Source organism: Sessilibacter sp. MAH1 (assembly GCF_054658315.1).
In genome coordinates, this window is record NZ_BAAGIC010000010.1 from 127,908 (window position 1) to 152,485 (window position 24,578).

Annotated in this window: 19 protein-coding genes; 13 read left to right on the forward strand and 6 right to left on the reverse strand. The window is 45.4% G+C overall.

Going from position 1 to position 24,578, the window contains the following annotated elements:
* Window positions 1-327 precede the first annotated feature (327 nt).
* The 6 genes from ACYQ28_RS11630 to ACYQ28_RS11655 are packed head-to-tail and all read left to right on the forward strand — an operon-like array spanning window position 328 to window position 5,490.
* Window positions 328-1,113, forward strand: a complete 786-nt coding sequence (locus ACYQ28_RS11630; protein ID WP_460052296.1) for a DUF3450 domain-containing protein — start codon at window positions 328-330, stop codon at window positions 1,111-1,113.
* Window positions 1,110-2,489, forward strand: coding sequence for a MotA/TolQ/ExbB proton channel family protein (locus ACYQ28_RS11635; protein ID WP_460052295.1), 1,380 nt, complete (start codon window positions 1,110-1,112; stop codon window positions 2,487-2,489). Before ACYQ28_RS11630 ends, ACYQ28_RS11635 begins: the two co-directional genes overlap by 4 nt.
* Window positions 2,490-2,500: 11 nt before the next feature.
* On the forward strand, window positions 2,501-3,025 hold the full coding sequence (locus ACYQ28_RS11640; RefSeq protein ID WP_460052293.1) for a MotA/TolQ/ExbB proton channel family protein: 525 nt from the start codon (window positions 2,501-2,503) through the stop codon (window positions 3,023-3,025).
* A 43-nt stretch (window positions 3,026-3,068) separates the two neighbouring features.
* Window positions 3,069-3,473, forward strand: a complete 405-nt coding sequence (locus ACYQ28_RS11645) for an ExbD/TolR family protein (RefSeq protein ID WP_460052292.1) — start codon at window positions 3,069-3,071, stop codon at window positions 3,471-3,473.
* Window positions 3,474-3,475: 2 nt separating this feature from the next.
* Window positions 3,476-4,078: an energy transducer TonB gene (locus ACYQ28_RS11650; protein WP_460052290.1), complete on the forward strand. Its 603-nt coding sequence runs from the start codon at window positions 3,476-3,478 to the stop codon at window positions 4,076-4,078.
* A 17-nt stretch (window positions 4,079-4,095) separates the two neighbouring features.
* Window positions 4,096-5,490: a tetratricopeptide repeat protein gene (locus ACYQ28_RS11655; protein WP_460052289.1), complete on the forward strand. Its 1,395-nt coding sequence runs from the start codon at window positions 4,096-4,098 to the stop codon at window positions 5,488-5,490.
* Window positions 5,491-5,566: 76 nt separating this feature from the next.
* On the opposite strand, the gene ilvD is transcribed toward ACYQ28_RS11655, so the two are convergent.
* The 5 genes from ilvD to argE all read right to left on the reverse strand — a co-directional run bounded on the left by ilvD (window position 5,567) and on the right by argE (window position 11,656).
* Window positions 5,567-7,402 (reverse strand): dihydroxy-acid dehydratase, encoded by a 1,836-nt coding sequence (ilvD, locus tag ACYQ28_RS11660; RefSeq protein WP_460052288.1) that lies wholly within the window; start codon window positions 7,400-7,402, stop codon window positions 5,567-5,569.
* A 187-nt stretch (window positions 7,403-7,589) separates the two neighbouring features.
* Complete coding sequence (locus ACYQ28_RS11665) at window positions 7,590-8,138, reverse strand: cysteine hydrolase family protein (protein WP_460052286.1); 549 nt, start codon at window positions 8,136-8,138, stop codon at window positions 7,590-7,592.
* A gap of 144 nt (window positions 8,139-8,282) precedes the next feature.
* Entirely contained in the window at window positions 8,283-9,599 is a 1,317-nt protein-coding gene (gene argA, locus ACYQ28_RS11670; protein WP_460052285.1) for an amino-acid N-acetyltransferase, read from the reverse strand.
* A gap of 71 nt (window positions 9,600-9,670) precedes the next feature.
* Entirely contained in the window at window positions 9,671-10,453 is a 783-nt protein-coding gene (locus tag ACYQ28_RS11675) for a nucleotidyltransferase domain-containing protein (RefSeq protein WP_460052283.1), read from the reverse strand.
* A gap of 57 nt (window positions 10,454-10,510) precedes the next feature.
* Window positions 10,511-11,656 (reverse strand): acetylornithine deacetylase, encoded by a 1,146-nt coding sequence (gene argE, locus ACYQ28_RS11680; RefSeq protein WP_460052282.1) that lies wholly within the window; start codon window positions 11,654-11,656, stop codon window positions 10,511-10,513.
* Window positions 11,657-12,868: 1,212 nt separating this feature from the next.
* On the opposite strand from argE, the gene ACYQ28_RS11685 reads away from it, so the two are divergent.
* From ACYQ28_RS11685 to waaA, 7 genes are all read left to right on the forward strand, one after another.
* Window positions 12,869-14,623, forward strand: coding sequence for a GspE/PulE family protein (locus ACYQ28_RS11685; RefSeq protein WP_460052281.1), 1,755 nt, complete (start codon window positions 12,869-12,871; stop codon window positions 14,621-14,623).
* A 35-nt stretch (window positions 14,624-14,658) separates the two neighbouring features.
* Complete coding sequence (locus tag ACYQ28_RS11690) at window positions 14,659-15,066, forward strand: GFA family protein (protein WP_460052279.1); 408 nt, start codon at window positions 14,659-14,661, stop codon at window positions 15,064-15,066.
* Window positions 15,067-15,099: 33 nt separating this feature from the next.
* Window positions 15,100-18,222, forward strand: a complete 3,123-nt coding sequence (gene glnE, locus ACYQ28_RS11695) for a bifunctional [glutamate--ammonia ligase]-adenylyl-L-tyrosine phosphorylase/[glutamate--ammonia-ligase] adenylyltransferase (RefSeq protein ID WP_460052278.1) — start codon at window positions 15,100-15,102, stop codon at window positions 18,220-18,222.
* 88 nt (window positions 18,223-18,310) lie between these two features.
* Window positions 18,311-19,240: a branched-chain amino acid transaminase gene (locus ACYQ28_RS11700; RefSeq protein WP_460052277.1), complete on the forward strand. Its 930-nt coding sequence runs from the start codon at window positions 18,311-18,313 to the stop codon at window positions 19,238-19,240.
* Between the two features lie 422 nt (window positions 19,241-19,662).
* Window positions 19,663-20,670 (forward strand): lipopolysaccharide heptosyltransferase I, encoded by a 1,008-nt coding sequence (gene waaC, locus ACYQ28_RS11705; protein ID WP_460052275.1) that lies wholly within the window; start codon window positions 19,663-19,665, stop codon window positions 20,668-20,670.
* Between the two features lie 22 nt (window positions 20,671-20,692).
* The gene (gene msbA, locus ACYQ28_RS11710) at window positions 20,693-22,438 is read left to right on the forward strand and encodes a lipid A export permease/ATP-binding protein MsbA (RefSeq protein WP_460052274.1); all 1,746 of its coding nucleotides are present in this window, start codon (window positions 20,693-20,695) and stop codon (window positions 22,436-22,438) included.
* Window positions 22,439-22,569: 131 nt separating this feature from the next.
* Entirely contained in the window at window positions 22,570-23,853 is a 1,284-nt protein-coding gene (gene waaA / locus ACYQ28_RS11715; RefSeq protein WP_460052272.1) for a lipid IV(A) 3-deoxy-D-manno-octulosonic acid transferase, read from the forward strand.
* Here the strand turns inward: waaA and ACYQ28_RS11720 are convergent.
* A complete protein-coding gene (locus ACYQ28_RS11720; protein WP_460052271.1) occupies window positions 23,839-24,573 on the reverse strand; it encodes a sulfotransferase in 735 nt (244 codons plus the stop codon). The genes waaA and ACYQ28_RS11720 overlap by 15 nt on opposite strands.
* Between the last annotated feature and the right edge of the window lie 5 nt (window positions 24,574-24,578).

Consider the following 24,578-nt stretch of genomic DNA (forward strand, 5'->3'; position numbering starts at 1 on the left):
AAACAATTATCAGTATTTTTGCTGAATTAGGCTTGGTTTGAGATGCATATCGGTTGCATGTCATTTAAGCCCAAGGTACTTTATAGCGCCTGCAAAGCAGCATATTAGTAATAATGAAACAACCCTAAGTTGTCAGCTGTATGTTTTATTTGAGGGCGCGGGTTGGAAGTTTGGCTTCAGTTGAAACCTCTATTGCCAAATTAAGTTAGGTTTCTCAATCTGCTTATTGTGATTGGTTAAATAAAAAGCAACGTGTTTGGTTGCTTTTTTTAATTGTTTACTTAAGTAATTTTTTAATTTTTAGCTAGCACCCGAGTTGGGGGAAATATGAAGAAGCAGCGAGTGAAAGCTGTGGCAGCTGCCACTTTCATCACCGCAACCACTCTATTCGCTGGGGAGGTTTTTGCGGATCAGACTTTGGATGAAATCTTTAAAGTCGGTGAAACAAAAGTAAATGCGGGGATTCAATCTCAGCAACGGATCGATAAGCTCCAGTCAGAAACCGAGTCTTTATTGCAAGAGTTCAAAACTGTAAACAAGCAAATCCAAGGTTTGCGCGTGTACAACAAGCAGCTCGAAACCAGTATCGCCAGTCAGCTTGAGCGCATTAACGAGCTTGAAGAATCAATCGAAAACGTAACCGTTATCGAGCGCCAAATTCAACCTCTTGTATTGCGTATGCTTGAAGGTTTAGAACAGTTTATCTCTCTTGATATGCCTTTCTACATTGACACTCGTACCGAAGAGCTAGAAAAAGTTAAAGCCAACATGGACAGCTCCGATTTCTTGGTTTCCGAGAAATTCCGTCAGGTACTTGAGTTGTACAAAATCGAGTCTGAATACGGTCGTCGCGTAAGTACTTACGAAGACACTCTTACTCTTGACTCCGGTGAGCGTGAAGTAAACATTCTTCAAGTTGGCCGTATTGCTTTGTTGTACCAAACAAAAGACACCAAGTTGTCTGGTGCTTGGGATGCCCGTCAAGGAGCTTGGGTTCCGATTGATTCTGGCGCTTACCGCAGTGCAATTTTAAAAGGCATTCGCATCGCTAAGAAGCAAGCCTCTATCGATATTCTAGATCTACCTATCTTGGCACCGGAGGCTGCACAATGAAAATGACCTTCGTAAAGAAATTTGCCGTAGCGTTTACCGCGGGTGTATTGGCTTCTGGCGCATTTGCTCAGTCTGAAAAAGCAACTTCTCTTGAAGAATTGTTGAAAATGGTTCAAGAGGACCGAGTTGCAGAAACTAAAGAGCACCGCGATCGCGAAGCTCAGTTTCGTCGTGAAAAAAATAACCAAGCTCAATTGTTAGCTGAAGCTCAAGCTGTACAACGAGCTGAAGAAAATCGCTCTACCGCGCTTGAAAAAACGCAAAAAGAACAAGAAGAGTTGGTTAACCAAAAACGTGTTCAATTAGATCAACGTTTGGGTTCATTAAAAGAATTGTTTGGTCACTTAACCTCTGCGGCGGGTGATCTTCGTTCAAACATGGAATCTTCAATCGTTAGTGCTCAGTACCCAGGCCGTACCGAGTTCTTGGAAGGTTTGATTGAAAAAATGAACAGCGCAACCAGTCTTCCTAAAATCGAAGAGATCGAGCGCCTATGGTACGAACTGCAACGTGAAACTGTGGAAGCAGGTAAGGTTGTTAAGTTCTCTGGTACCGTAATCACTCCAGAAGGTGAGCAGTTAACCCAAGACGTAGTTCGTGTTGGTTTGTACAACCTTCTATCAAACGGCAAGTACCTGACTTACAGCCCAGAAAGCGGCCACATGTCAGAATTAACTCGCCAACCTGACAGCAGTTACCAAGCTGCGGCTGCAAGCCTACAATCGTCTACTTCTGGCTTCACCAAAGTGGGTATTGACCCAACAGGTCCTCAAGGTGGTACTTATTTGGCTGCGTTGATCAACAGTCCAAGTCTTGAAGAGCGTTGGCATCAAGGTGGTACCGTGGGTTACATCATCACGGCAGTTGGTGTTGTCGGTATGCTTCTTGGTATCTACCGCTTAATCGTATTGAGCATCATCAGTGCGAAAGTAAGATCACAGCTTAAAAATCCTGAAAGCCCAAGTACTAGCAACCCATTAGGTCGCGTACTAACAGTCGCTAAAGAGAATCCAAAAGCGGATACCGAAACTCTTGAGTTGAAACTCGAAGAAGCGGTTCTCAAAGAGAAGCCTTCCATCGAATCTGGCTTGAGCTTGTTGAAGATTATCTCTGCAGTTGCACCTCTACTAGGTCTTCTAGGTACTGTTACCGGTATGATCGTAACTTTCCAAGCGATTACTATCTTCGGTGCGGGCGATCCTAAAGCTATGGCCGGTGGTATTTCTGGTGCGTTGGTTACAACCGTACTGGGTCTTGTTGTTGCGATTCCAGTTGTACTTATGCACACCTTTGTAAATGGTCAGGCGAAGAAAGTTCTTCATGTAATTGAAGAGCAAAGTGCTGGTATCGTTGCAGAAAGCTCTGAAAAAGCATAAGGAGATCTGCCATGTCATTTGCGGATGCATTAGATGCAATTAGCGCTTTTATCGCTTCCGGCGGGAAAATTCTGCCTTATATTGCAGTGCTTACACTTGTGATGTGGACTTTGATTTTTGAGCGCATTTGGTACTTCAAATTTGCTTTACGCTCCGACGCGAAACAAGCTCTTAATACTTGGGAAGCAAGAAGTGAGCGTAAATCATGGAACGCGCACCGAGTTCGCGATGCTTTAATTTCTCGACTTGGTCTTAAGATTAAATCCAATTTGGATATGATCGGAGCGTTAGTAGCCTTAGCACCCTTGTTGGGGTTACTCGGTACCGTAACAGGTATGATTGAAGTGTTTAATGTTCTTGCAGTCACCGGTGGTGGTGATGCCAAATCTATGGCCGGGGGAGTTTCGGCTGCGACAATTCCAACCATGGCGGGAATGGTGGCAGCACTCTCTGGCGTATTTGGCTCTACCTATGTCAACCGAATTGCAGAGCGAGAAAATCATCTGTTCGCAGATCATCTAACAATGGACCATTAAGGTCCGTTGTTAACCATTACAAATTCGTTTGTAGGACGTTTCCATGGCTAGACGAACCCAGAGTCCGGAAGAAGAAGCTGGCGCAATTGACCTAACTCCCATGTTGGATGTGGTGTTTATTATGCTTATCTTCTTTATCGTGACCGCTTCGTTCATCAAGATTCCTGGTATCGAGGTCAATAGACCTGAAGCTACCAATTATATTGAGAAGAAAAACGCAGCGATTTTAATCGCGTTGAATGACAAAAACGAAATCTGGATCGACAAGAAAAAAGTTGATCCGCGCAGTGTTAAGAAAGAAATTGAGCGCATTCACGTTGATAACCCCAAGGGTAGTGTTGTGATTCAAGCCGATGCTGCGTCAGATATCGAAACTGTTAACAAGGTTTACGAAGCCGCAACCGAAGTAGGCATTACTAATATTGCTATTTCCACGGAGAGGGGCTAGTTATGCAGTTTGTTAGAGTCCTTGTCGGTGCAGTGTTGGCGGCAGGTATTACTTTTGGCCTGTTTGGTTTGATGACCTATTTGATTCATTCCAATACCAAACCACCAGAAGAACAAGAAGATACAAAAATTGTTGATATCACGCTGCCTCAAACCACGGTTGAGCAGCGTTATCAAACGCCCAAGGTTGATAAACCTATTGAGCCAGAGGTTCCGCCTCCAGATTTGCCGCAAACCACAACGGTTACTCCAGATCTTGACCTCAATATTTCAGTTGCTGCACCTACTACCGGTATCGACCTTAAAGTAGCTGGCGGAAGCCAATTTACCAGTGGTGAATACTTACCGTTAGTTAAGGTTCAACCTGTGTATCCGCGTCGTGCTCTGGAGCGTGGCATTGAAGGTTACGTAATTGTTGAGTTCACCGTTACCAAAACCGGACAGGTCCGTGATCCCGTTGTTGTTGAAGCTGATCCACCAAAAATTTTCGACTCTGCGGCGATCAATGCAGCGCTTAAATTTAAGTACAAGCCGCGCGTAGTTGAAGGTGAGCCAATTGAAGTTCCGGGCGTACAAAACAAAATCACCTTTGCGCTTGCTAAGTAATACGGTAGGAGTTAGAAATGAAGCTTATTGCTAAAAAATTCCTCAAAAATTTGGCTATTGCAACGCCTTTGGCCTTTGTTCCAACTGCGTCGGTGATGGTGTTAGATGCTATTGGTGTAAGTGCAGAGTCTTTTAAGGTTTATGCTCAAGAAGAGCGAAAAACTCGTAAGACTCCGGCATTAAGCCAAGCAGTTTATAAAAAACTTGCGGTTCCTAATGGCCTTGCTAACCCAGAGGAAGAAGGTGTAGAACCTGATTTCAAAAAAGCTTTGGAAGAGCTTAAAAAGTTAGAGGCCAAAGACGCTAAAAGCTGGAATGAGTACGAAGTAGCTAACCTGTACAACACGTTTGGTTATGTGTATTACAGTCTTGAGAATTTTCCTCAGGCGATTAAATACTACAAGCTGGTTGTGGCTCAATCGCCGAATATTCCGGAAGGTCTTGAGATAGGTACGATCTTCACAATTGCTCAGTTGCAATTTGTCAGTGAAGACTACGCGGGCGCCTTGGAATCTTTGAAAAAATGGTTCACTTTACAAGATCCAATGTTTATCACGGCGGATAACTACTCGCTATTAGCGCAGGCGTATTACCAAAATAAGCAGTTTGATCAGGCGCTGAGCAATATATACAAAGCGATCGATATCTATAAGAAAAAAGGCGAACTTCCTAAAGAAAATTGGTATTCCATTGCTCTTGCAATCGAGTTTGAGCGTGAAAACTATAAGGAAGTTGTTGGAATTTTAGAGATTCTTGTTCGTAACTATCCTAAACCTGCTTACTTCAAGCAACTTGCTGGGGTTTATGGTTTAGTGAATAAAGAAAAGAATCAAATGTACCTGAGTGACGCTAACTACGTTGCTGGTTTCAGTGATAAGCAACAAGAAGTGCTTAACTTGGTGTACATGATGATGGGTGAAGGTTATTCCTATCGTGCTGCCAAGGTTCTTGAGAAAGGTATCGATTCTAAGCTAATTGACGGTACTGAGAAGAACTACGAGTTACTCTCTAATGCTTGGTTGGTTTCTCAAGAAACCGACAAGGCTATTGATGCCTTAACAAAGGCTGCTGAGAAGTCTGGTAGTGGTGATCTCTATGCTCGTCTCGCTGGTTTATATGCGGATGACGACCAAAGTAAAAAAGCGCTTGAATTTGCAGACATTGCTTTCAAGAAAGGCGGTATTAAGCGAGAAGACTCTCTGTATATTTCTGTCGGTATTGCTAATGCGAACTTAGCTCGCTGGGCTGAAGCTGTAAAAGCTTTTGAAGAGGCGAGTAAAGATTCACGCAGTAAAGCATTTGCAAGTAACTGGAAAAAATACGCTGAGAGTGAACTTGATCGCGAGCTGAAACTAGCCGCGGACGAGAAAAAAGCGAATCAGTCAAAGGCAGCTAAAACGCCTAAGTCATAAAAAAACCGGCGAAAGCCGGGTTTTTTATGTCCGTCAGATCTGTCTTTAAAACTGTCTCTGACGGTTGTTTCCGAGATTAATCTAGCTTAGATAAATCTCGAACTGCGCCTTTATCCGCACTGGTAGCAAAGTGCGCGTAAGCTTTTAAGGCGCCTGAAACCTTTCTTGGGCGAGCTTCTTTAGGCTTCCAACCTTTAGCATCTTGTTCTGCACGACGCTTCGCTAATTCTTCATCGGAAACTAACAAGTTGATGCTGCGGTTAGGAATATCGATGTGAATCTTATCGCCGTCTTCGATCAAACCAATAGTGCCACCCGATGCAGCTTCTGGAGAAACGTGACCAATACACAAACCAGAAGACCCACCAGAAAAACGACCATCAGTAACCAATGCGCAGGTTTTTCCCAAACCCACAGATTTTAGGTAGCTGGTTGGATACAACATTTCTTGCATACCCGGACCACCTTTCGGGCCTTCGTAACGCACAATCACGATATCACCGGCTTTTACCTTGCCGCCAAGAATATTTTCCACTGCTTCATCTTGGGACTCGGTTACGTGAGCGGTGCCTTCGAAGACCAAAATTGAGTCATCAACACCGGCCGTTTTCACTACACAACCATCAAGGGCGATATTGCCAAACAACACCGCCAAACCGCCTTGGGTTGAAAAGGCATGTTCGTAGGAGCGAATACAACCACCGGCACGATCTAAATCGAGAGTTGGCCAGCGAGTACTTTGGCTGAATGCGGTTTGGGTGGGAATACCGGCAGGGCCTGCTTTGAAAAAGGTTTGTACTTCTTCCGATTGATTTACGGCAATGTCCCAGCCAGAGATGGCATCGGCCATGGTTGGGCTGTGAACCGTGGGAACTGTGGTATCCAGTTTATTGGCTCGGGCTAACTCGCCCAAAATCGCCATAATACCCCCGGCACGATGTACATCTTCGATGTGGTACTGCTGAGAGTTCGGTGCAACCTTACACAACTGCGGCACCTTACGAGACAGGTCGTCGATATCAGCCATGGTGAAGTCAACTTCGGCTTCTTGAGCGGCGGCAAGCAAGTGCAAAATGGTATTGGTTGAGCCACCCATGGCGATATCTAAGGTCATGGCGTTATTGAACGCGGCCTTGGTGCAAATATCGCGCGGTAAAATATTGGGTTCTTCTTGCTCGTAATGACGTTTAGCAAGTTCAACGATCAAGTGACCGGCTCTTTTAAACAACATCTCACGATCGGCATGGGTCGCTAAAGTTGTACCGTTACCCGGAAGACTCAAGCCCAACGCTTCGGTGAGGCAGTTCATTGAGTTGGCGGTAAACATACCCGAGCAAGAACCGCAGGTAGGACAAGCGCTGCGCTCGTATTCGGCAACGATTTCGTCGCTCACTTCTGGGTTGGCCGCAACGATCATCGCGTCAATCAAGTCGAGCTTAGTTTCAGACAGTTTAGTTTTACCGGCTTCCATTGGCCCGCCTGAGACAAATACCACCGGAATGTTCAAGCGCATGGCTGCCATGAGCATTCCCGGAGTGATCTTGTCGCAGTTAGAAATACATACCAAGGCATCAGCGCAATGGGCATTAACCATATACTCAACAGAGTCGGCAATAATATCGCGGCTTGGTAGGCTGTAGAGCATACCGTCGTGGCCCATGGCGATACCATCGTCAACGGCGATGGTGTTGAATTCTTTGGCAACGCCACCGGCCGCTTCAACTTCACGAGCAACCAGCTGGCCCATATCTTTTAGATGAACGTGTCCAGGTACAAACTGAGTAAATGAGTTGGCAATGGCAATGATCGGTTTTTGAAAGTCGTCGTCTTTCATTCCGGTAGCGCGCCACAATGCGCGGGCACCGGCCATATTGCGTCCGGCGGTGGAAGTTTTCGATCGGTAGGCAGGCATATTGAACTCCTGGTTCACCAAGAAATGGATGTGGGCCTAAAAAATGGGCGACAAGAATACCAGAAAGACAAGAATAGGCCACCGTTGACGGTGTATCCTTGGGTTAAAGGAAAAAGCTTTAAGAAGAAAAATCCTAAAAATTCAAGCGACCGAAACTGCTCCAACAATCAATGGCACTAACACCAAGTTAGTCACATAAAAGTAATTTGAGCGCAGCACTTTCGATAACAGTCGCATACTCACCATGGATGTTTGCCAACGACATGGCGTGAACTTCATCGGCGCTGTGGGCGTTCCCGAAGTAGTCGGCCTTCTCGAACGTAAAGCAAGCATCGGCGACCACGAATGCCTCAAAGCCGAGATTACCAGCGCTGCGCGCCGTTGCTTCTACAGAATTATTGGTGGCAACCCCGGTTATTACCAGTTTATGGAGGGAGCGCTTGGTTAATTCATCAGCAAGCGTGTTTTTGGTAAATGCGCAGGGTACGGATTTCTCGATTAAAAGCTCATCATCAACAGGTTTGAATTCTTCCTTTAGGGTAAAGCCGTCTTGCTCTGGCCAAAATACCGAATCTGGCTCTTTGGAACGATGAATAACGTGAATAATTGGCCAGCTACGATTTCGCCAAAATGCTATCAAATCCAACATGATCTGTTCGGCGTTGGGATTATTACGACGGCCCAATTTAGGGTGATCAATGCCTTTTTGTTGGTCGATAACAATTAATGCGTACATAGGGTTTCTGTTTCTAGTTTTTAGTCGCTTTTAAAAGCGGTGGCCGAGTGCTTGGGTGTTAACAGCGAAAACAAAAAACGCCTTTGATTCTAGAGCAAAGGCGTTGGGTCGAGATATTTGCGCTATTTCTTTTCGAACGGATCGTTAATATTGCAGCGTTTTGATGAATATTTTTGATTTACGTTGATAGTTGTAAGCCAGCTGCTTTTGCGACGGTAATTCGGAAATATCCGCAGGCTTAAAGCCTTGCTCCATAAACCAATGCGCCGTTTGCGTGGTGAGCACAAACAGCTTTCGATAGCCCAATTTACGTGCTTGATGCTCTAGGTCAACCAAGAGTCTGCGAGCGAATCCGCGACTTTGATAATCGGGGTGCGTTGCAACACAAGCCAGTTCGGCGAAATCGCTGTCGCTAAATCCGTACAGACCAGCACAGCCCACAATGCTGCCGTCGAGTTCGAGCACAAAGAATTGATCGATTTCGCGCTCCAACAGTTCTCGCGAGCGCCTCACCAATATACCCTGTGCTTCAAGGGGTTCGATCAAACTCAAGATGCCGCCAACGTCGTCGATGGTTGCTGGACGCACAAACTCGTAGCGATCGCTGTGCACTAAGGTGCCGCGACCATCAAGCGTAAACAACTCTTCGAGCAATGCACCGCTTTCGCAATAACTAACGATCTGTGCGCGCGCTACACCTTTGCGACACACTCTAAATGCGCAGCGCAGTGCCGATACCGCGTCTTCTTCGGTGATCGCGCCGGAGTTAATCAAATCTTGGCAATCCGATACGGCCAACTGGCGAATAAGATCACCGTTTAAATCGAGTAGACCATCTTCATTAATGAAGGTAATCAGTTTATCGGCGGCAAGAGCAATGGCAATTTCAGAGGCCACCTCTGTAGCCGGAATATTAAAAATCTCGCCGGTCAGCGAAAATCCTAATGGTGATACAACCACCATGGCATCGCTATCTAAAGCTAAAGTCAGATTTTTAGAGGCGATTTTGCGGACTTTTCCAGACAGCTGAAAATCAACACCATTGATAACGCCGCGCGGCATTCCCACCACAAAGTTACCCGACAACACTGAAATATCGGCGCCGTGCATGGGTGAGTTGGGCAAACCCATGGATAAGGCCGACTCAACGTAAAATCGAGTTTCGCCAATGGCTTGCAAGATTGCGGGCAGCGTTTGCAGGTCGGTGACGCGTGCACCGAATTCGTCTTGCCAGGTGTTATTGCCGGGGCCAAGGCGTTCATCAATTTGTGGTCGCGCACCGTGAACAATGACTAATCGAACACCCAAACTGTTCAGTAATGCTAAGTCTTGGATGATGGTGGAAAAATTATCGTGAGAGATCGCCTCGCCCGGCAAATAAACCACAAAGGTTTTCCCTCGATAATCATTAATATAGGGCGACGATGCGCGAAACCAGTCGATGTAATTATTGGAGTTCAATGTTCGGCTCAAATATACAGTGTGAAATTTAATGTCTTTTTATTATACCCATAATAAAAAGCAGCACAGATTCAATTTGCGGTTACGACTTCTCTAAAAAACGCGTTAAGAATTTCTGGGTCGTAATTTCGGTTCGAAGAAACAACATCAACCGATTCAAGCCGAGTTAATTCCCGCTCAATAAAATGATGAATTTCTGGAATTTTAGGGCCAAGTTGTTTTTCTTGGGCTTGTTTCTTGAGCTCCAGCAAATCGTTTATGGCTGCTAATAAGCTTGAATCGTGTGCGATTAATGTTTTAATCCTATCGAATTCTATGTGTGCTGGGGTTTTATGTTGTTCGATCCAACGAGCAGAAAGTAGCGGACGCAATACGTATAAGTATTTTTTTAACGGCACTAAATCTTCTTGCAGATAACCACGGAAATTGGATTTAGCCATGCTTCTGTAGTGATAAATCCCTTGTTCAGCGGAATACATCTCAGCAATCCAGTCGCGTAGTGTGCTAGCAAATCGACCGTCATCCAGGTAGGTAATTGGCGAGTACAGCCATTCAACCAGCGAAGGATTAGATTTTCTGAACAGTTGCAGCGCTTTGCGAATATCCCAACCGTTAATGTCTATTTCATCCACAATCGGGTATTCGATCACGTCGCGTTTATTTTCTACATCAATTGATAAATACCAATCTTGATGGCGCGCATACACAAAGCGCACATCGTAATCGCTGTTGGGAGAGGCAAAACCCCAAGCGCGGCTTCCAGACTCTATCGCATAAAGCACGCGAACATTGTGCTCGGCTTCAGCGGCGTGAATGCGACGCATAATTTCTTGGCGGATTTCAGGATCGATCATTAAACAGTTTTCTAAAATGTTGAAAATAAAAACTTGGGTTCGCTAATAAAACACCTATTAAAGACAAAATCGCTTGATCAGCGAGCGCAAAATATCAACGGCCGGATCAATTTGCGCGATTTCTATAAATTCATTGGGCTGATGCGCTTGATCAATAGAGCCTGGGCCCATCACCAAGGTTTGCATGCCCAAGGCTTGCAGATACGGTGCTTCGGTGGCGAAGGCAACGGTTTCGCTGGCTCTGCCCGAAAGCTCTTCAACCACCTTAACCAACTCACTATTTCGCGCCTGCTCAAAGGCGGGTACACCGGGGAATAGACTTTCAAACGTTAAGGGCGTGGAATACTTTTCGGCAATGGGTGTCAGCAACACGCTCATTTGCGAGCGCAGTTCTTCTAAATCCATACCGGGTAGCGGGCGTAAATCGAAATGCATTTCGCAGTGCCCGCAAATGCGATTGGGATTATCGCCGCCGTGAATGTAGCCAAGGTTTAGGGTTGGTACTTGAATATCAAAGCTCGCATTGGTGTAGCGCGTTTGCAATTCTCGGCGGTAATTCATTAACACATTGATGGCGTCATTCATGGCTTCCATTGCGTTGTGGCCAAGGTTGGGATTGGACGAATGTCCCGCCAAGCCCTGAATGCGTATGGCTTCCATCATAATGCCCTTGTGGGCGCGAATGGGCGTAAGGTTGGTGGGTTCGCCAATGACTGCGTAACGGGCTTTGGGTTGCGCCATTTCCACAAGTGCGCGAGCGCCGCACATAGATGACTCTTCGTCGGCGGTGGCTAACACCATCAGCGGTTCTTTAAAGTCTTTGGCTTTAAACGTTTGCGCCGCTGCGGCGATAACAGGGAAAAAGCCTTTCATGTCGGTGGCACCCAAACCGTAGTAGCGATTGTCTCGCTCGGTGAGTACAAACGGATCTTGATGCCAGCGTTCAGCATTGTATGGAACCGTGTCGGTGTGTCCCGCCAATACCAAGCCGCCTTCACCTTGCCCTAGGGTTGCTAGAAGGTTGGCCTTGTTAGGATGGCCGGGAATATCCAAGTACTGAATCTTAAAACCTAAATCAGCAAACCAAGTCGCCAATAAATCCAGAACTTTACGGTTACTCATGTCGAGATCTGGGTGAGCGCTGCTAACCGATGGCGCGGCAACCAGTTGTGAGAGTTGTTCTTTGTAGGAGGGAAGCATCATAGAAAACCGTATTTTATCGCTATTTATGATCGGGTTGGCGGCTGATTCAGTATAGGAAACTCGGATTAACCCAGAGTTTCCGGCGACGTTTTCTGTAAACCTGATAAGCGCCGTTTAATGAACGCATCACATGTTGGTTAATCGTCGATACTTACCAGTTTTAAGGTCAGCGTGCAAAAATCTACCACAAATAAGACATTTAAATACCTAAAACCTTCAGTTCTAAATGATCGGCTTGTTGATAGAAAAAATGGTTCTCACGGTGAATTTTGTTGGAATGTGTCCAATCACTGTTGGCTCATAACATTCGAAAAAACATGTGCATATATAAGAGCGTTAAACAAGAAGAATGTTTGATTCTTTAGACCCTATTCGAAAAATATATTTAACTAAATTTATCGTCAGGAAGCTCTGAATTAATCAGAGATGAGTTAATCGGCGGTTCCTTTAATAAAAAAATAATGAGAATTCCCAAGCTTTTAATAGCGCATTCATGAGCGTTGCTGTGAGTAACAGTTTATAGGAACCTCTGATTAACTCATCCTTGATTTAATCAGAGGGAAGAAATTGAAAATGTGATTTCCAATTTCTTCACAATTTCAATCACTTGCCGTTCTTGAAATTGGCGACACATCCTTGTGTCGCGAGAAACTCTAGGTTAATCAGAGTTTCCTATATAAATATTTTTGTGTGTTGGCGCTAACACTGTTGTTTTTACAGAAAGTATTTAACTTCTTTTGATAAAAAATCGCTTAATTTTTGTATTTAAAGAATAGTTTTTACACGTAAAAATAATGAGCATCTTCGGGTGTTTAAAAATCGTGCTTTGCTTCTGGAGGCCGTCAATGCTGAGTTCTTTGTAGTTATCCACACGGTTACTCAATATTTCTGTGAGTCTTAATGGTTCAAGACGGAAGAAAATTTACAATGTTGAGCGCTCGACTATTATTTCGCTAGATTAAATAGAAATTGATCAGCTGAGCGGTGGCTATTTCTGTTATGCACACGCCGAAATACTTCCCGAAAATAAATCGACGACGACGGTATCAATAACCTGTCAATTACGCCGTTATTTTTTAGTGAGTATTGTTCGGTTCGCAAAAAACACTCTTTAACTACAAAGCGTTGCCTGCTTCGCCGTTTTGATCATTGAAATCTTGTTGAATAAGTATATGTTCTTAACCCAGAAATTCTTTGGCAAAAGGCGGTTCAATGTTAAATCGAGTATTAGACCTTCGGAATTGTTTAGACGATCTTGTCGCCGAAGGTAGGTTGCATCGGGGTGATGCAAATTTACTGTCGGGTACACCCAGAACCCGAGAACAAGCGCTCATGCACCCGTTGGCGTTTATTGCCAGTCAAGAATTAGAAGATCCATCCCGTCCGGGTAAAAAATTAACCGACGACGATCTTGCCGAATGGCTTGCCGAAAAAGCAAAACTACCGCTTTATCACATCGACCCGCTGAAAATAGACGTCGCTAAGGTTACGTCGGTTATTTCTTATGCCTTTGCCAAACGCCACAGTATTTTGTGCGTGAACGTTTCTACCGATGAAGTGGTGATTGCCTGTGCTCAACCCTTTACTGGCGATTGGATTCCGCAGGTAGAGCAGGTCTCGCGACGCGTTGTGCGCAAGGTGGTTGCCAGTCCCGCCGACATCAACCGCTACATGGTGGAGTTTTACAGTCTTAGCAGTTCCATATCCGGTGCTCGTGGCATTGGTGCACAGTCTAACGTGACTAACTTTGAGCAACTGTTAGAGCTTGGCACCCTAAAAGATCCAGAGGCCAATGATCAACACATTGTGAATATTGTTGATTGGCTGTTGCAGTACGCCTTTGATCAGCGCGCCAGTGACATCCACGTCGAGCCGCGCCGCGACATTGGTAAAATTCGTTTTCGTATCGACGGTATTTTGCATCAGGTTTATGAAATGCCTGCTGCCATTACCAATGCCGTTACTAGCCGTCTGAAAGTATTGTCGCGAATGAACGTAGCCGAGCGCCGCAAGCCGCAAGATGGCCGCATCAAAACTAAGCGTGGCGATGGTAGCGAGGTGGAATTGCGGTTATCCACATTGCCAACGGCCTTTGGTGAAAAGCTGGTGATGCGTATTTTCGATCCCGAAGTTTTACTGCGCAGTTTTTCTGATTTGGGTTTGGTCGGTGAAGATTACGCCGTGTGGAAGAAAATGATGGCCAGCCCTAATGGCATCATCTTGGTTACCGGGCCAACGGGGTCGGGTAAAACCACCACGCTCTATTCGACGCTCAAACAGCTGGCGACCTCGGAGGTAAACGTCAGCACCGTTGAAGATCCTATCGAGATGGTGGAGGACAGCTTCAACCAAACTCAGGTGAATCCGCAAATAGACTTTGACTTCGCCTCGGGAATTCGCACCCTAATGCGACAAGACCCAGACATTATTATGGTGGGTGAGATTCGTGATTTGGAAACCGCGCAGATGGCAGTGCAAGCAGCGCTTACCGGTCATTTGGTGTTATCCACATTGCACACCAATGACGCGCCTTCGGCCATCAACCGATTGTTGGATTTAGGCGTGCCGAGTTTTTTAATCAAAAACACGGTAGTGGGTGTTATGGCGCAGCGTCTGGTGCGAACCTTGTGCCCGCACTGTAAAGAATCTGGCCAGATTTCTGTGCGAGACTGGGAGTCACTAGTAAAACCTTGGAAAGCACCCGTGCCGAAAACGGTGTATTTGCCGCAGGGTTGCTTGGAGTGCCGTAATACCGGATATCTTGGACGACAAGGCATTTATGAGATTCTACCGATGAATCCGAATGTGCAGAAATTCGTGCGCGACGACGCCGATATCAGTCAGCTTAGAATGGCGGCGATCAAAGAAGGTATGCGTACCTTACGTTTATCGGGTGCCCAAAAAATTGCCGCAGGTACCACAACGCTTGAAGAAGTACTGCGTGTTGCCCCCGCTTTAGAATCTTGATCCATTGGTGTCTTAACGAACTGGAAATCACTAGTATGAGCAAAGAATACAAAGGCAGTTGTCTGTGTGGTGCGGTGCGTTTTTCGGTCTCGGGCTTTAGCGAAAAGGTCGCTCATTGTCATTGCACCATGTGTCGAAAATTTCACGGTGCGGCCTTTGGCACCTTAGCGCCCGTGAAGGATTTGCACTGGTTGGCTGGCGAAGATCAGCTAAAACACTTCACTGCTGCAAACGGCACCACGCGTGTGTTTTGTGAGAACTGTGGTTCGAGTCTAGGCTTTTTATCAAAGGGCGAAGCGCTGGAGAACCTAGAAGTTGCCATTGCTTGTTTTGACGACGATATTCCTGTTGAAATCGACGCCCATATTTACACCGATTACAAAGCCAATTGGTGCGAGATTACCGATGGCAAACAACAGTTCCCCGAAGGGCGAGGCAGTTAGCGCTGCCTCTGAATTTACCGATAAGAATAATCTATGATTACCGAGCAACTTTCTAAACACTTCTCTCAATTACCGTCTTCACTCCGCTCCAGCAGCGAAAAACTTCTCGCAAATTTTCAAGAACGATGGCCCGAGCACTGGGATTCAGCTCAAACGCTGTTTGACGATAAAAATACGCCACACTTCGTTCGACTTATTGCTTGCAGCTTATATGCGCAAAAAATCGTACTTTCAGACCCAGATCTATTGGGGGTGCTGTTAACCAGTTCCGGTCGGGAATACGCGGATAATCATCGCGAGCAGCTCAACAAAGCACTTTTGAGTGCTATCAACGTGTTCAGTGAGAAGCATCCGGGATTGGGTTTAGAAACCCGTGGCGATGCTAAATGGCAGGCATTGAGTTTTAAGTTAACGCCCAACAAAGCACAGCTCGACGAACTGGCAGCGCTTTGGGATAGCCGCATTCGCCGCTACCGCCAACGCATTATGGTGGCGACCATTTGGCGAGAATTTAACAGCCTGAGTACGCATCAAGAGATCACCTTTAATCTATCGGAACTCGCCAGCGCCTGTGTGCAGGTGTCCATGGATTTGCACTATCAACTGCTTGCTTTGCAACACGGTTTTCCGGTAGGGCAGTTCACCCAAAAAATTCAACCCATGCTGGTGTTAGGTATGGGTAAGTTGGGCGCATGGGAGCTGAACTTATCGTCCGATATCGACCTGATCTACGCATTTCCTGAAGCCGGTGAAACCGCGTTTATCGAGAGCAAAACCGCCGCCGTTATTCCCAGATTAAAAACCCTTTCAAACCAAGAGTTTTTTATTCGACTCGGCCAGAAGATCATCAAAAGTTTGGATGCACAAACCGCCGATGGTTTTGTGTTTCGTGTTGATATGCGATTGCGTCCCTACGGACAAAGCGGAGCTTTGGTGGCTAACTTTAATGCCCTTGAAGATTACTACCAAAACCAAGGTCGAGAGTGGGAACGCTACGCGATGATCAAATCCCGTGTCATTGCCAGCAGTGAACACACTTTAATTGACCCTCAATACAGCGAAGCTCGCCAGCGCAGTTTAATGAATCTTCTACGGCCCTTTAGTTATCGCCGTTACGTCGATTTCTCGGTAATCAATGCGCTACGTGATCTTAAAGCCATGATCAATCGCGAAGTTAAACTGCGCGGCAAAACTCAGGATGTGAAGCTCGGTTTTGGCGGGATTCGCGAAGTGGAGTTTATCGCTCAAGCCTTTCAACTGATTCGCGGTGGTCGCGAGCCACAATTGCAAGAGCGGCGTTTACTTAAAGTGTTGCCGATCTTATCGCGCCTGCATCACCTCTCCGAACAGACTACTCAAGCTCTGGCCGAAAACTACCTATTGTTGCGCCGCGCCGAGCACGGTATTCAAGGGTGGAATGATCAACAAACCCAAGCACTGCCGGTGGATGTGCCTGCACAGCAAGCCTTGGCGGTGATGATGGGTTACGGCACTTGGGATGAGTTTTACGATGCCTTGCAGCAGGTTCGTGAACAGGTCAACGAAGAGTTTCAGCGAGTTATTGATGCCTCCGGCGAGACTAGCCATCAAGACAACCTAACGGAATCGCGCTTTTGGCACGGACTGGTGTGCGGTGAGAGCAATGATGAGGTTCTGCTTGAAGAGCTTTCTGAAATGGGTTTTCCAGAGGCTGAATCTACTTTGGAGCATCTGCGAGGCTTTTTGAGCTGCCAAGAACTCAAACGCATGAGCACCACCGCACGAGATCGCCTCGATAAGGTTATGGGGCAGGTCCTGCATGAAGTTGCTAAGTTGGATATTGCCGAACTCGACTGGGCGCTGTCGCCAACACAGGTTTCGCCCGTTGAGGTGTTAAAACGGGTTCTGCCACTGCTAGAAGCCGTCGCCAGACGCAGCGCTTATTTGATTCTCATGCAAGAGAATCCGACGGTGATAAAGCATCTGGTGCGATTGTTTTCGGCCAGCGTTTGGATTGCCGAGCAAATTACGCGGCATCCGGCCTTGTTAGAAGCTTTAATCGACGCTGCGAACTTGCATCGCGTACCAGAAAAGGTCGCGCTCACCCAAGAATTAAACCAAGCGCTGTTGGGTATCGCCCACAACGATCTAGAAACACAAATGGAAACGCTGCGCTATTTTCGCCGCGCTCATGCGTTACAGGTCGCTGCCTGTGAGGTCAGTGGTTCATTGCCGTTGATGAAAGTCAGTGATTATCTAACTTGGGTTGCCGAGGCAATTTTGGTACAGGTTTTAGAGTTGGCTTGGCAAGCGTTGGTGGAAAAACACGGTGTGCCCACCGATCAAAATGGCCCAAGAGCGGATAAAGGCTTTGTGATCATTGCCTACGGAAAATTAGGGGGCATTGAGCTAGCTCACGGTTCTGATCTGGATTTGGTGTTTATTCACGATTGTGACCCGCAATTATCCACCGACGGTGACGCGCCTATCGATAACCAAACTTTCTACACGCGTCTGGGTAAAAAAATCATTCATATATTGAATACCCGAACGCCTTCGGGGCGTTTGTACGAAGTCGATATGCGTTTGCGGCCTTCCGGTAACTCCGGGCTTTTGGTGAGCAGTCTGTCGGCCTTTGAGCGTTACCAAAAAGAACAGGCCTGGACTTGGGAGCATCAAGCCTTGCTGCGCGCAAGACCGGTTGCCGGTACCGAATCCTTAGCACAAGGCTTTATGGCGTTGCGACGCGAGGTGCTTTGCATGGCGCGAGATAGCGCCAAATTGCGCCAGGAAGTGGTAGAAATGCGCGACAAAATGCTCTCCCACCTTGGCTCGAAACCTAACCAACCACAATTCGACATTAAGCATGATCGCGGTGGTATCGTTGACATAGAATTTATGGTTCAATACGCCGCCCTAGCCTGGGCGCACCAATTCCCTGCGCTGGTGACTTTTTCCGATAACATCCGGATTCTCGACGAGATAGAACAAGCTGGTTTGATGCCTTCACGTGATGTGCAACTCATGGTGGACGCTTACAAAGCCTATCGCTCCATCGGACATCGTCTAGCTTTACAGCAACAGCCTAATGTATTACCTGCAGATTCGTTGTTGGACTATCGTCAAGCTATCTCAGCCCTCTGGCAAAAGAGTGTCGCTGAAAATCCTGAAACCTAATCGCCCTGTAAAGCGATTAGAGCGCCCGAAGTTTGAGGTTCGGGCCGTGAAACTGAATTAAGTTGTTGAATAATCGTTGGAGTTTTCTATGTCGTTTGCAGATCGCGAAGGCGTAATCTGGCTTGATGGTGAGTTAGTTCAATGGCGCGAAGCCAAGACTCACGTGCTCACCCACACCCTACACTACGGAATGGGTGTCTTTGAGGGTGTGCGTGCCTACAACGCCGACAACCTTGGTGCGTCCATCTTCCGTCTTGAAGAACACACTCGCCGTTTATTTAATTCGGCACACATCATGAACATGGACATTCCGTTTAGCCGTGAAGAAATTAATGAGGCGCAACGAATTGCTGTTCGTGAAAACAAATTAGACGCAGCCTATTTGCGTCCTATGGCATTTTACGGCTCAGAAGGCATGGGTCTTCGCGCCGATAATCTAAAAGTACACGTTGTCGTTGCCGCATGGCACTGGCCGTCGTACATGTCACCAGAAGCCAAAGAAGTGGGTATTAAAGTTCGTACCTCCAGCTACACGCGCCATCACGTCAATATTTCTATGTGTAAGGCAAAGGCAAACGGTCACTACATCAACAGTATGTTAGCCCTGCAAGAAGCCTTGCAATGCGGCTGTGACGAAGCCTTGTTGTTAGATGTAGACGGCTACGTGGCAGAAGGTAGCGGTGAAAACTTCTTCTTGGTTCGTGACGGTGTCATTCACACGCCTGAGCTGACTTCTTGTCTAGACGGTATTACTCGCTCGACCGTGATGCGTTTAGCCGAAGATGCCGGCTACACCATCAAAGAACGCCGTATTACACGCGACGAAGTGTACATCGCTGACGAAGCATTCTTTACCGGCACCGCAGCAGAAGTCTTACCGATTCGTGAACTTGATGGCCGTAAAATCGGTTCTGGTAAGCGCGGCCCTGTGACCGAAGCATTGCAAACAAAATATTTTGATTGTATTCATGGCCGTGATGAAAAATACCTAAACTGGTTGACTCCAGTAGCGAAATAATTTTTAGTAGCGACTAAAATTCGAATATAGAAAAAGGCCTCATTTAGAGGCTTTTTTCTTATTTATTAAAGCTCTGATGACGTTAGAGGAAACTCTGATTAACCTAGAGTTTCTCGCGACACAAGGATGTGTCGCCAATTTCAAGAACGGTAAGTGATTGAAATTGTGAAGAAATTGGAAATCTCATTTTCAATTTCTGTCCTCTGATTAAATCATGGATGAGTTAATCAGAGGTTCCTAGAGTTTTTACCGACACAAGCAGGTGTCGAACAATTTAATGACCACAAGTCGTTGAAATTGTGAAGAAATCGAATACAACACCGCCGATTTCTCTCTTTTGATTAAATCACGGATGCATTAGTCAAAGATCTTAGAATTTTTGAATTATCGATGTAACCCTACTTTCTGTACGGAAGGTTTTTGTGCGAATCCTGGTTTTAAATGCCGGAAATTTGGCTGACGTTGTTCAAATGCTACCCGCGTTTAGCGATGCCAAACATGCTTTTCCCCACATAGCAATTGATGTTGTCGTTGACGAGCGTTGGGCTCAGGTTCCTTCTTGGCATCCTGCGGTCGATAGAGTATTCACATTAGCGGTAAAAGACTGGCGAATCGGTATGTTATCGCTGGTTGCGTCTAACGAATTAAAACGCTTGCGCATTCAGCTGCGCAAACATGCCTACGATTGGGTGGTTGATTTACACGGAAATTGGTTGAGTGCATGGTTCAGTCGATCATTCAATACTAATAGTGTGGGCTTTAGTCGCCTAAACGATAAGAAAAAAACCTATTCGTTTTTGTACAATCAAAAAATTCCCGCCCAATGCAATCTGCATCGAGTCGAACAAATTCGCCGTCTGTTTTCAGAAGGCATCAACTACAAAATTACTTATCCAAATTGTTTTTATTCACTGGACGCAAACAGTTTTTGCCAAGGCTGTGATAACAGTGTGGTACTGTGTTTTGGCTGTAAAGATAACAAGCAGCGTTATCCAGCTGCGTTAGGTAGAGAGTTAATTCAAAATTTGGTTGATCAAGGCTTGCGAGTGAAGCTGTTGTGGCGTGATGCCGAATCGGGCAGCTACGTTAAAAGTATGGCCGAAGGAATTTCTTCGGTAGAAATTATGCCAAGGCTTTCACTTTCGGGAATTGCTGCGGTAATGGTGCAGGCGCGCGCCATAGTGACTGTTAATAATGGTTTAAGTCATTTGGCAGCGGCATTAGGTATTCCCACCGTTTGCCTGCTTGGACCAAAATCGGATTTAAACTCCGCCGCTAAAGGCGCTAATCAATTAAAAATTATTGAAATACACTCCCCCGGATTTGACTATCCGCCTGCAAAAATTCAAACAGAGATAAACGATCTTATCGATCAATACCCATCTATTTGTTATTCCACCGAATTTTTTATGCAAAAGAGCACCGCATAAAAACACAACACATTGAAACGCTATGAATAACCAAGAATCTGCGGCTGGTAACAAAACCAGCTGGGACATATATAAAAGACTTCTCGCGTATATAAAATCCCATAAACTCAAATTTGGTTTATCGATTTTGGGTTTTCTTATTTACAGCCTAACGCAAGCATCGTTTGGTTACGTTATTGAAGAATTTATTAAAGCACTGCAAAACCCACAGGAAGGCCATCTATATTTCGTGCCTTTATTGGTGGTGGTTTTAGCGTTTATTCGTGGTGCCAGTTATTTTCTAGCAAACTACTCCATGTCGTTGGTCTCACTGGCCGTTGTTAATGATCTACGCAAAGAGTTGTTTGCGAAAATTCTTTATTTACCGAGTCATTATTTTGATCAACGTAATTCGGCAGAAATGGTTGCCATCATTACCTACAACATAAATCAGGTAAGCACGTCGGCTTCTAATGCGGTAAAAACCGTATTTCGCGAGGGTTTCACGGTAATCGCATTGCTGTGTTATTTATTTTATAAAAACTGGCAGCTCACACTGATCTTTTTATTAATCGCGCCCTTTATGGCGGGTATTGTTGCTCTGGCGAGTAAACGATTCCGTAAGCTCAGTAAGCGTATGCAATCGAGTATGGGTGATCTTGCTCACGTCGCCAACGAAGCAATTTCTGGATATCGCTTAGTGCGCGGCTACGGTGGTGAAGATTACGAACGTGATCGTTTTTATCAAAGCAGTGATCGTAATACTCAACAGGGTAATAAATTCAATTTCGTGCACTCCCTGCAAACGCCCGTGCTGCAATTTATTTTGTCGATTGCACTCGCCGGGGTTATGTTTTTGGTGTTGTTTATTAACGGCACTCCGGAAGAACACGTAGCCTATATTGTTATGGCGGGTTTATTGGCGCGTCCTATTCGTGCGCTCACTCAGGTAAGCGGCATGATTCAGCGCGGCATTACCGCCGCAGAAAGCGTATTTGACGTTCTCGATAGCGATTCTGAACCCGATCAGGGGCAGTATGAAATTGATCGAGTTGAAGGCCGTCTAGAAATTAAAGATGTACTGTTTCGGTATAATCCCGAATCGAATCCGGTTATTAATGCCATTAATTTAACCATTAAACCCGGCGAGACCGTCGCTTTGGTTGGGCAGTCGGGCAGCGGTAAAACCACCTTGGCTGCGTTAATTAGCCGTTATTATGAACCTGACTCCGGTGAGATTTTGTTGGATGGTCGGAACCTAAAAGATTATAAATTAACGAATTTACGCAACCAAATTGCGTTGGTGAGCCAAAGCGTTACCTTATTCAATTGCAGTGTAGCCGAGAATATTGCCTACGGTACACTCAGTAAAGCCAGTGAAGAGGATATAATCCGCGCTGCCGAAGCCGCACACGCTAAAGAGTTTATCGACCAGCTTCCAGAAGGTTTTAAAACCATTATTGGCGAAGATGGTACCCGCCTTTCGGGTGGCCAACGTCAGCGAATTTCGATTGCTCGTGCACTGTTAAAAGATGCACCGATATTAATTTTGGACGAAGCAACCTCTGCACTGGATACCGAATCAGAACGCGCTATTCAAGCGGCGCTTGAAGAGTTAATGAAAAACCGAACTACCATTGTTATTGCTCACCGTTTATCGACCATTGAAAATGCCGATCGCATTGTGGTTATGGGACAAGGTGAAATTCTTGAAATAGGTACTCATCAAGAATTACTGGCAAAAAACGGTGCCTATGCTCAGTTTCATTCCAACCAGCAACAGGACTAAAATCGACACCTACGGCAACACGAAATCATCCAGAGTTGCCAGTGATACAAGGACGCGTCCTTTGATTAAATCGTGGCTAAGTTAATCAGAAGTTACTTAACTACCAGCGTTGATGGAATACCGTCGAACTCATGAACTATTGGCAATATCAATTAATTTGGCGAGCCGCTTTACCTTTGGTGAAGCGACGTTTAAAAAAACGCGCACAATTAAACCCTGGATACGGCCAAAACGTTTCAGAACGCTACGGAACCTATACCCAGAGTTATCACAGCAATAAACCGGTTGTTTGGCTGCATTGCGTTTCTGTGGGTGAATCCATTGCCGCGCAGCCGCTTATTGAGTGGCTTATCGGTCTAGATCGTTTTCAATTATTACTAACCTGTTCAACACCTACCGGACGAGATCAATTGCAGTCAACCTTTGGCGATCGCGCTTGGTTGGTATTTGCACCTTACGATCTGGAAAAATTTGTCACGTCTTTTTTGGATACGTTTAATCCTAAAATACTGTTGGTTATGGAAACGGAATTATGGCCGAGTATTTTAAAGCACTGCAAAAAACGCGGTATTACCAGTTTTTTGGTTAATGGGCGTTTATCTGAGAAATCCGCAAAAGGTTACGCGAAGCTCGGTCGTTTAAGTCGAACCATGTTGGCGGATATTGATAAATTACTGGTTCAATACGAAACCGATAAAATACATTTTTTACAGCTGGCAGACGTTGAATCAAAAATCAACGTACTTGGCAGTATTAAATTTGATATTACGATAAGTGAAAACCTGCGTAACTGCGCCTTACAGCTCAAAAACCAATTGCGTGAAGCGGGTAAAGATTTTATTTGGATCGCAGCATCCACGCATTTGGGCGAAGATGAAATTATTCTTCAGGCTCATCAAGAACTTCTGAAACAAAATCCTAACGGCTTGTTGATACTTGTTCCTAGGCATCCAGAACGTTTTGAATCTGTGGCGCAATTGTGCTCGCCTTATAAATTCGTAAAGCGCAGTTTATGGATTGCTAATTCAGAGTTATATTTTAATGATGTCCAGGTAATTTTAGGCGATACGCTTGGCGAATTAATGTTGTTGTACGGCTTGGCCGATGTGGCTTTTGTAGGTGGCAGTCTGGTTGAAAATGGCGGACATAACTTAGTAGAACCTGCTAACTGGTCGCTGCCATTACTGAGTGGGCCGAGTCTGTTTAATTTTTCGGTGATTTCCTCGCAATTAAAACAAGTTGCTGCTTTAGAAATTGTTCACGATTCAGGGCAATTACTGAAAGCATTAATGGCGCTACAAAGCGATAATTTACGCGCAGAAAAAGGTGGTGCAGCCCTAGCTTTTGCCAAGAAAAATCGAGGCGCGCTGGATCGAGTCAAAGACGCGATATTGCCGTTTTTATCGAAGATTTAAGGGTTTATTGTCGGCATCAAAGAACGCAAGCGTTGGTGAATAATCGTAATAATGCCGACGCTGATCGCCTGATAAATGCGAGCTTATTTTGTTGTCGTGCTTTAATTCATTCCAGGTGTTTATTTTTCCCGCCGAATTAGATTTTTGTGTTGCTAGAATTATTGTCTTATTTTTAAGAGTGAAATTCGAGATTTTTAACGTGGCCGAGAGAATATTGGCGGCGGTATTATCGAATTGTGCAAGAGTAGTTTCTGGCGTTAATTGAAATTCCAATAGATTTTTGTTTAAGGTTTTTGCGGTATTCTTAACGGTGTTGTAATGATTGATATAACATCGGTGTAGATGTTCATGAATAGCTGGTTGTTGCTTTTCATCATTAAAACCCAACGAATATAAATCACCAAAAACTCGTGTTAATGATCGGTGCAATAACGGATGTAAATCTCTAGCTGGTTGTTGCGTTATTTTTTTTAATAACAACGCAATGGACGGTAACCAGTCGTTAAAATCACGATGTAAATAAATCCAAATACTGTTTGGAAAGAATTTGTTTAATTCATAAAAGTCTGAAAATATAGGTGTGTCAGCAATCACCTGGGCTTTTTCAATACAGGCTTGGCTGTAAGAGGTATGTGCAACCGAATAGTTGAGTTGTAAAAAAAGCTGGCACATGCTGGTCGTACCTGTGCGCGGTAGACCAACAATGAATATTTTGTGCATGAAAT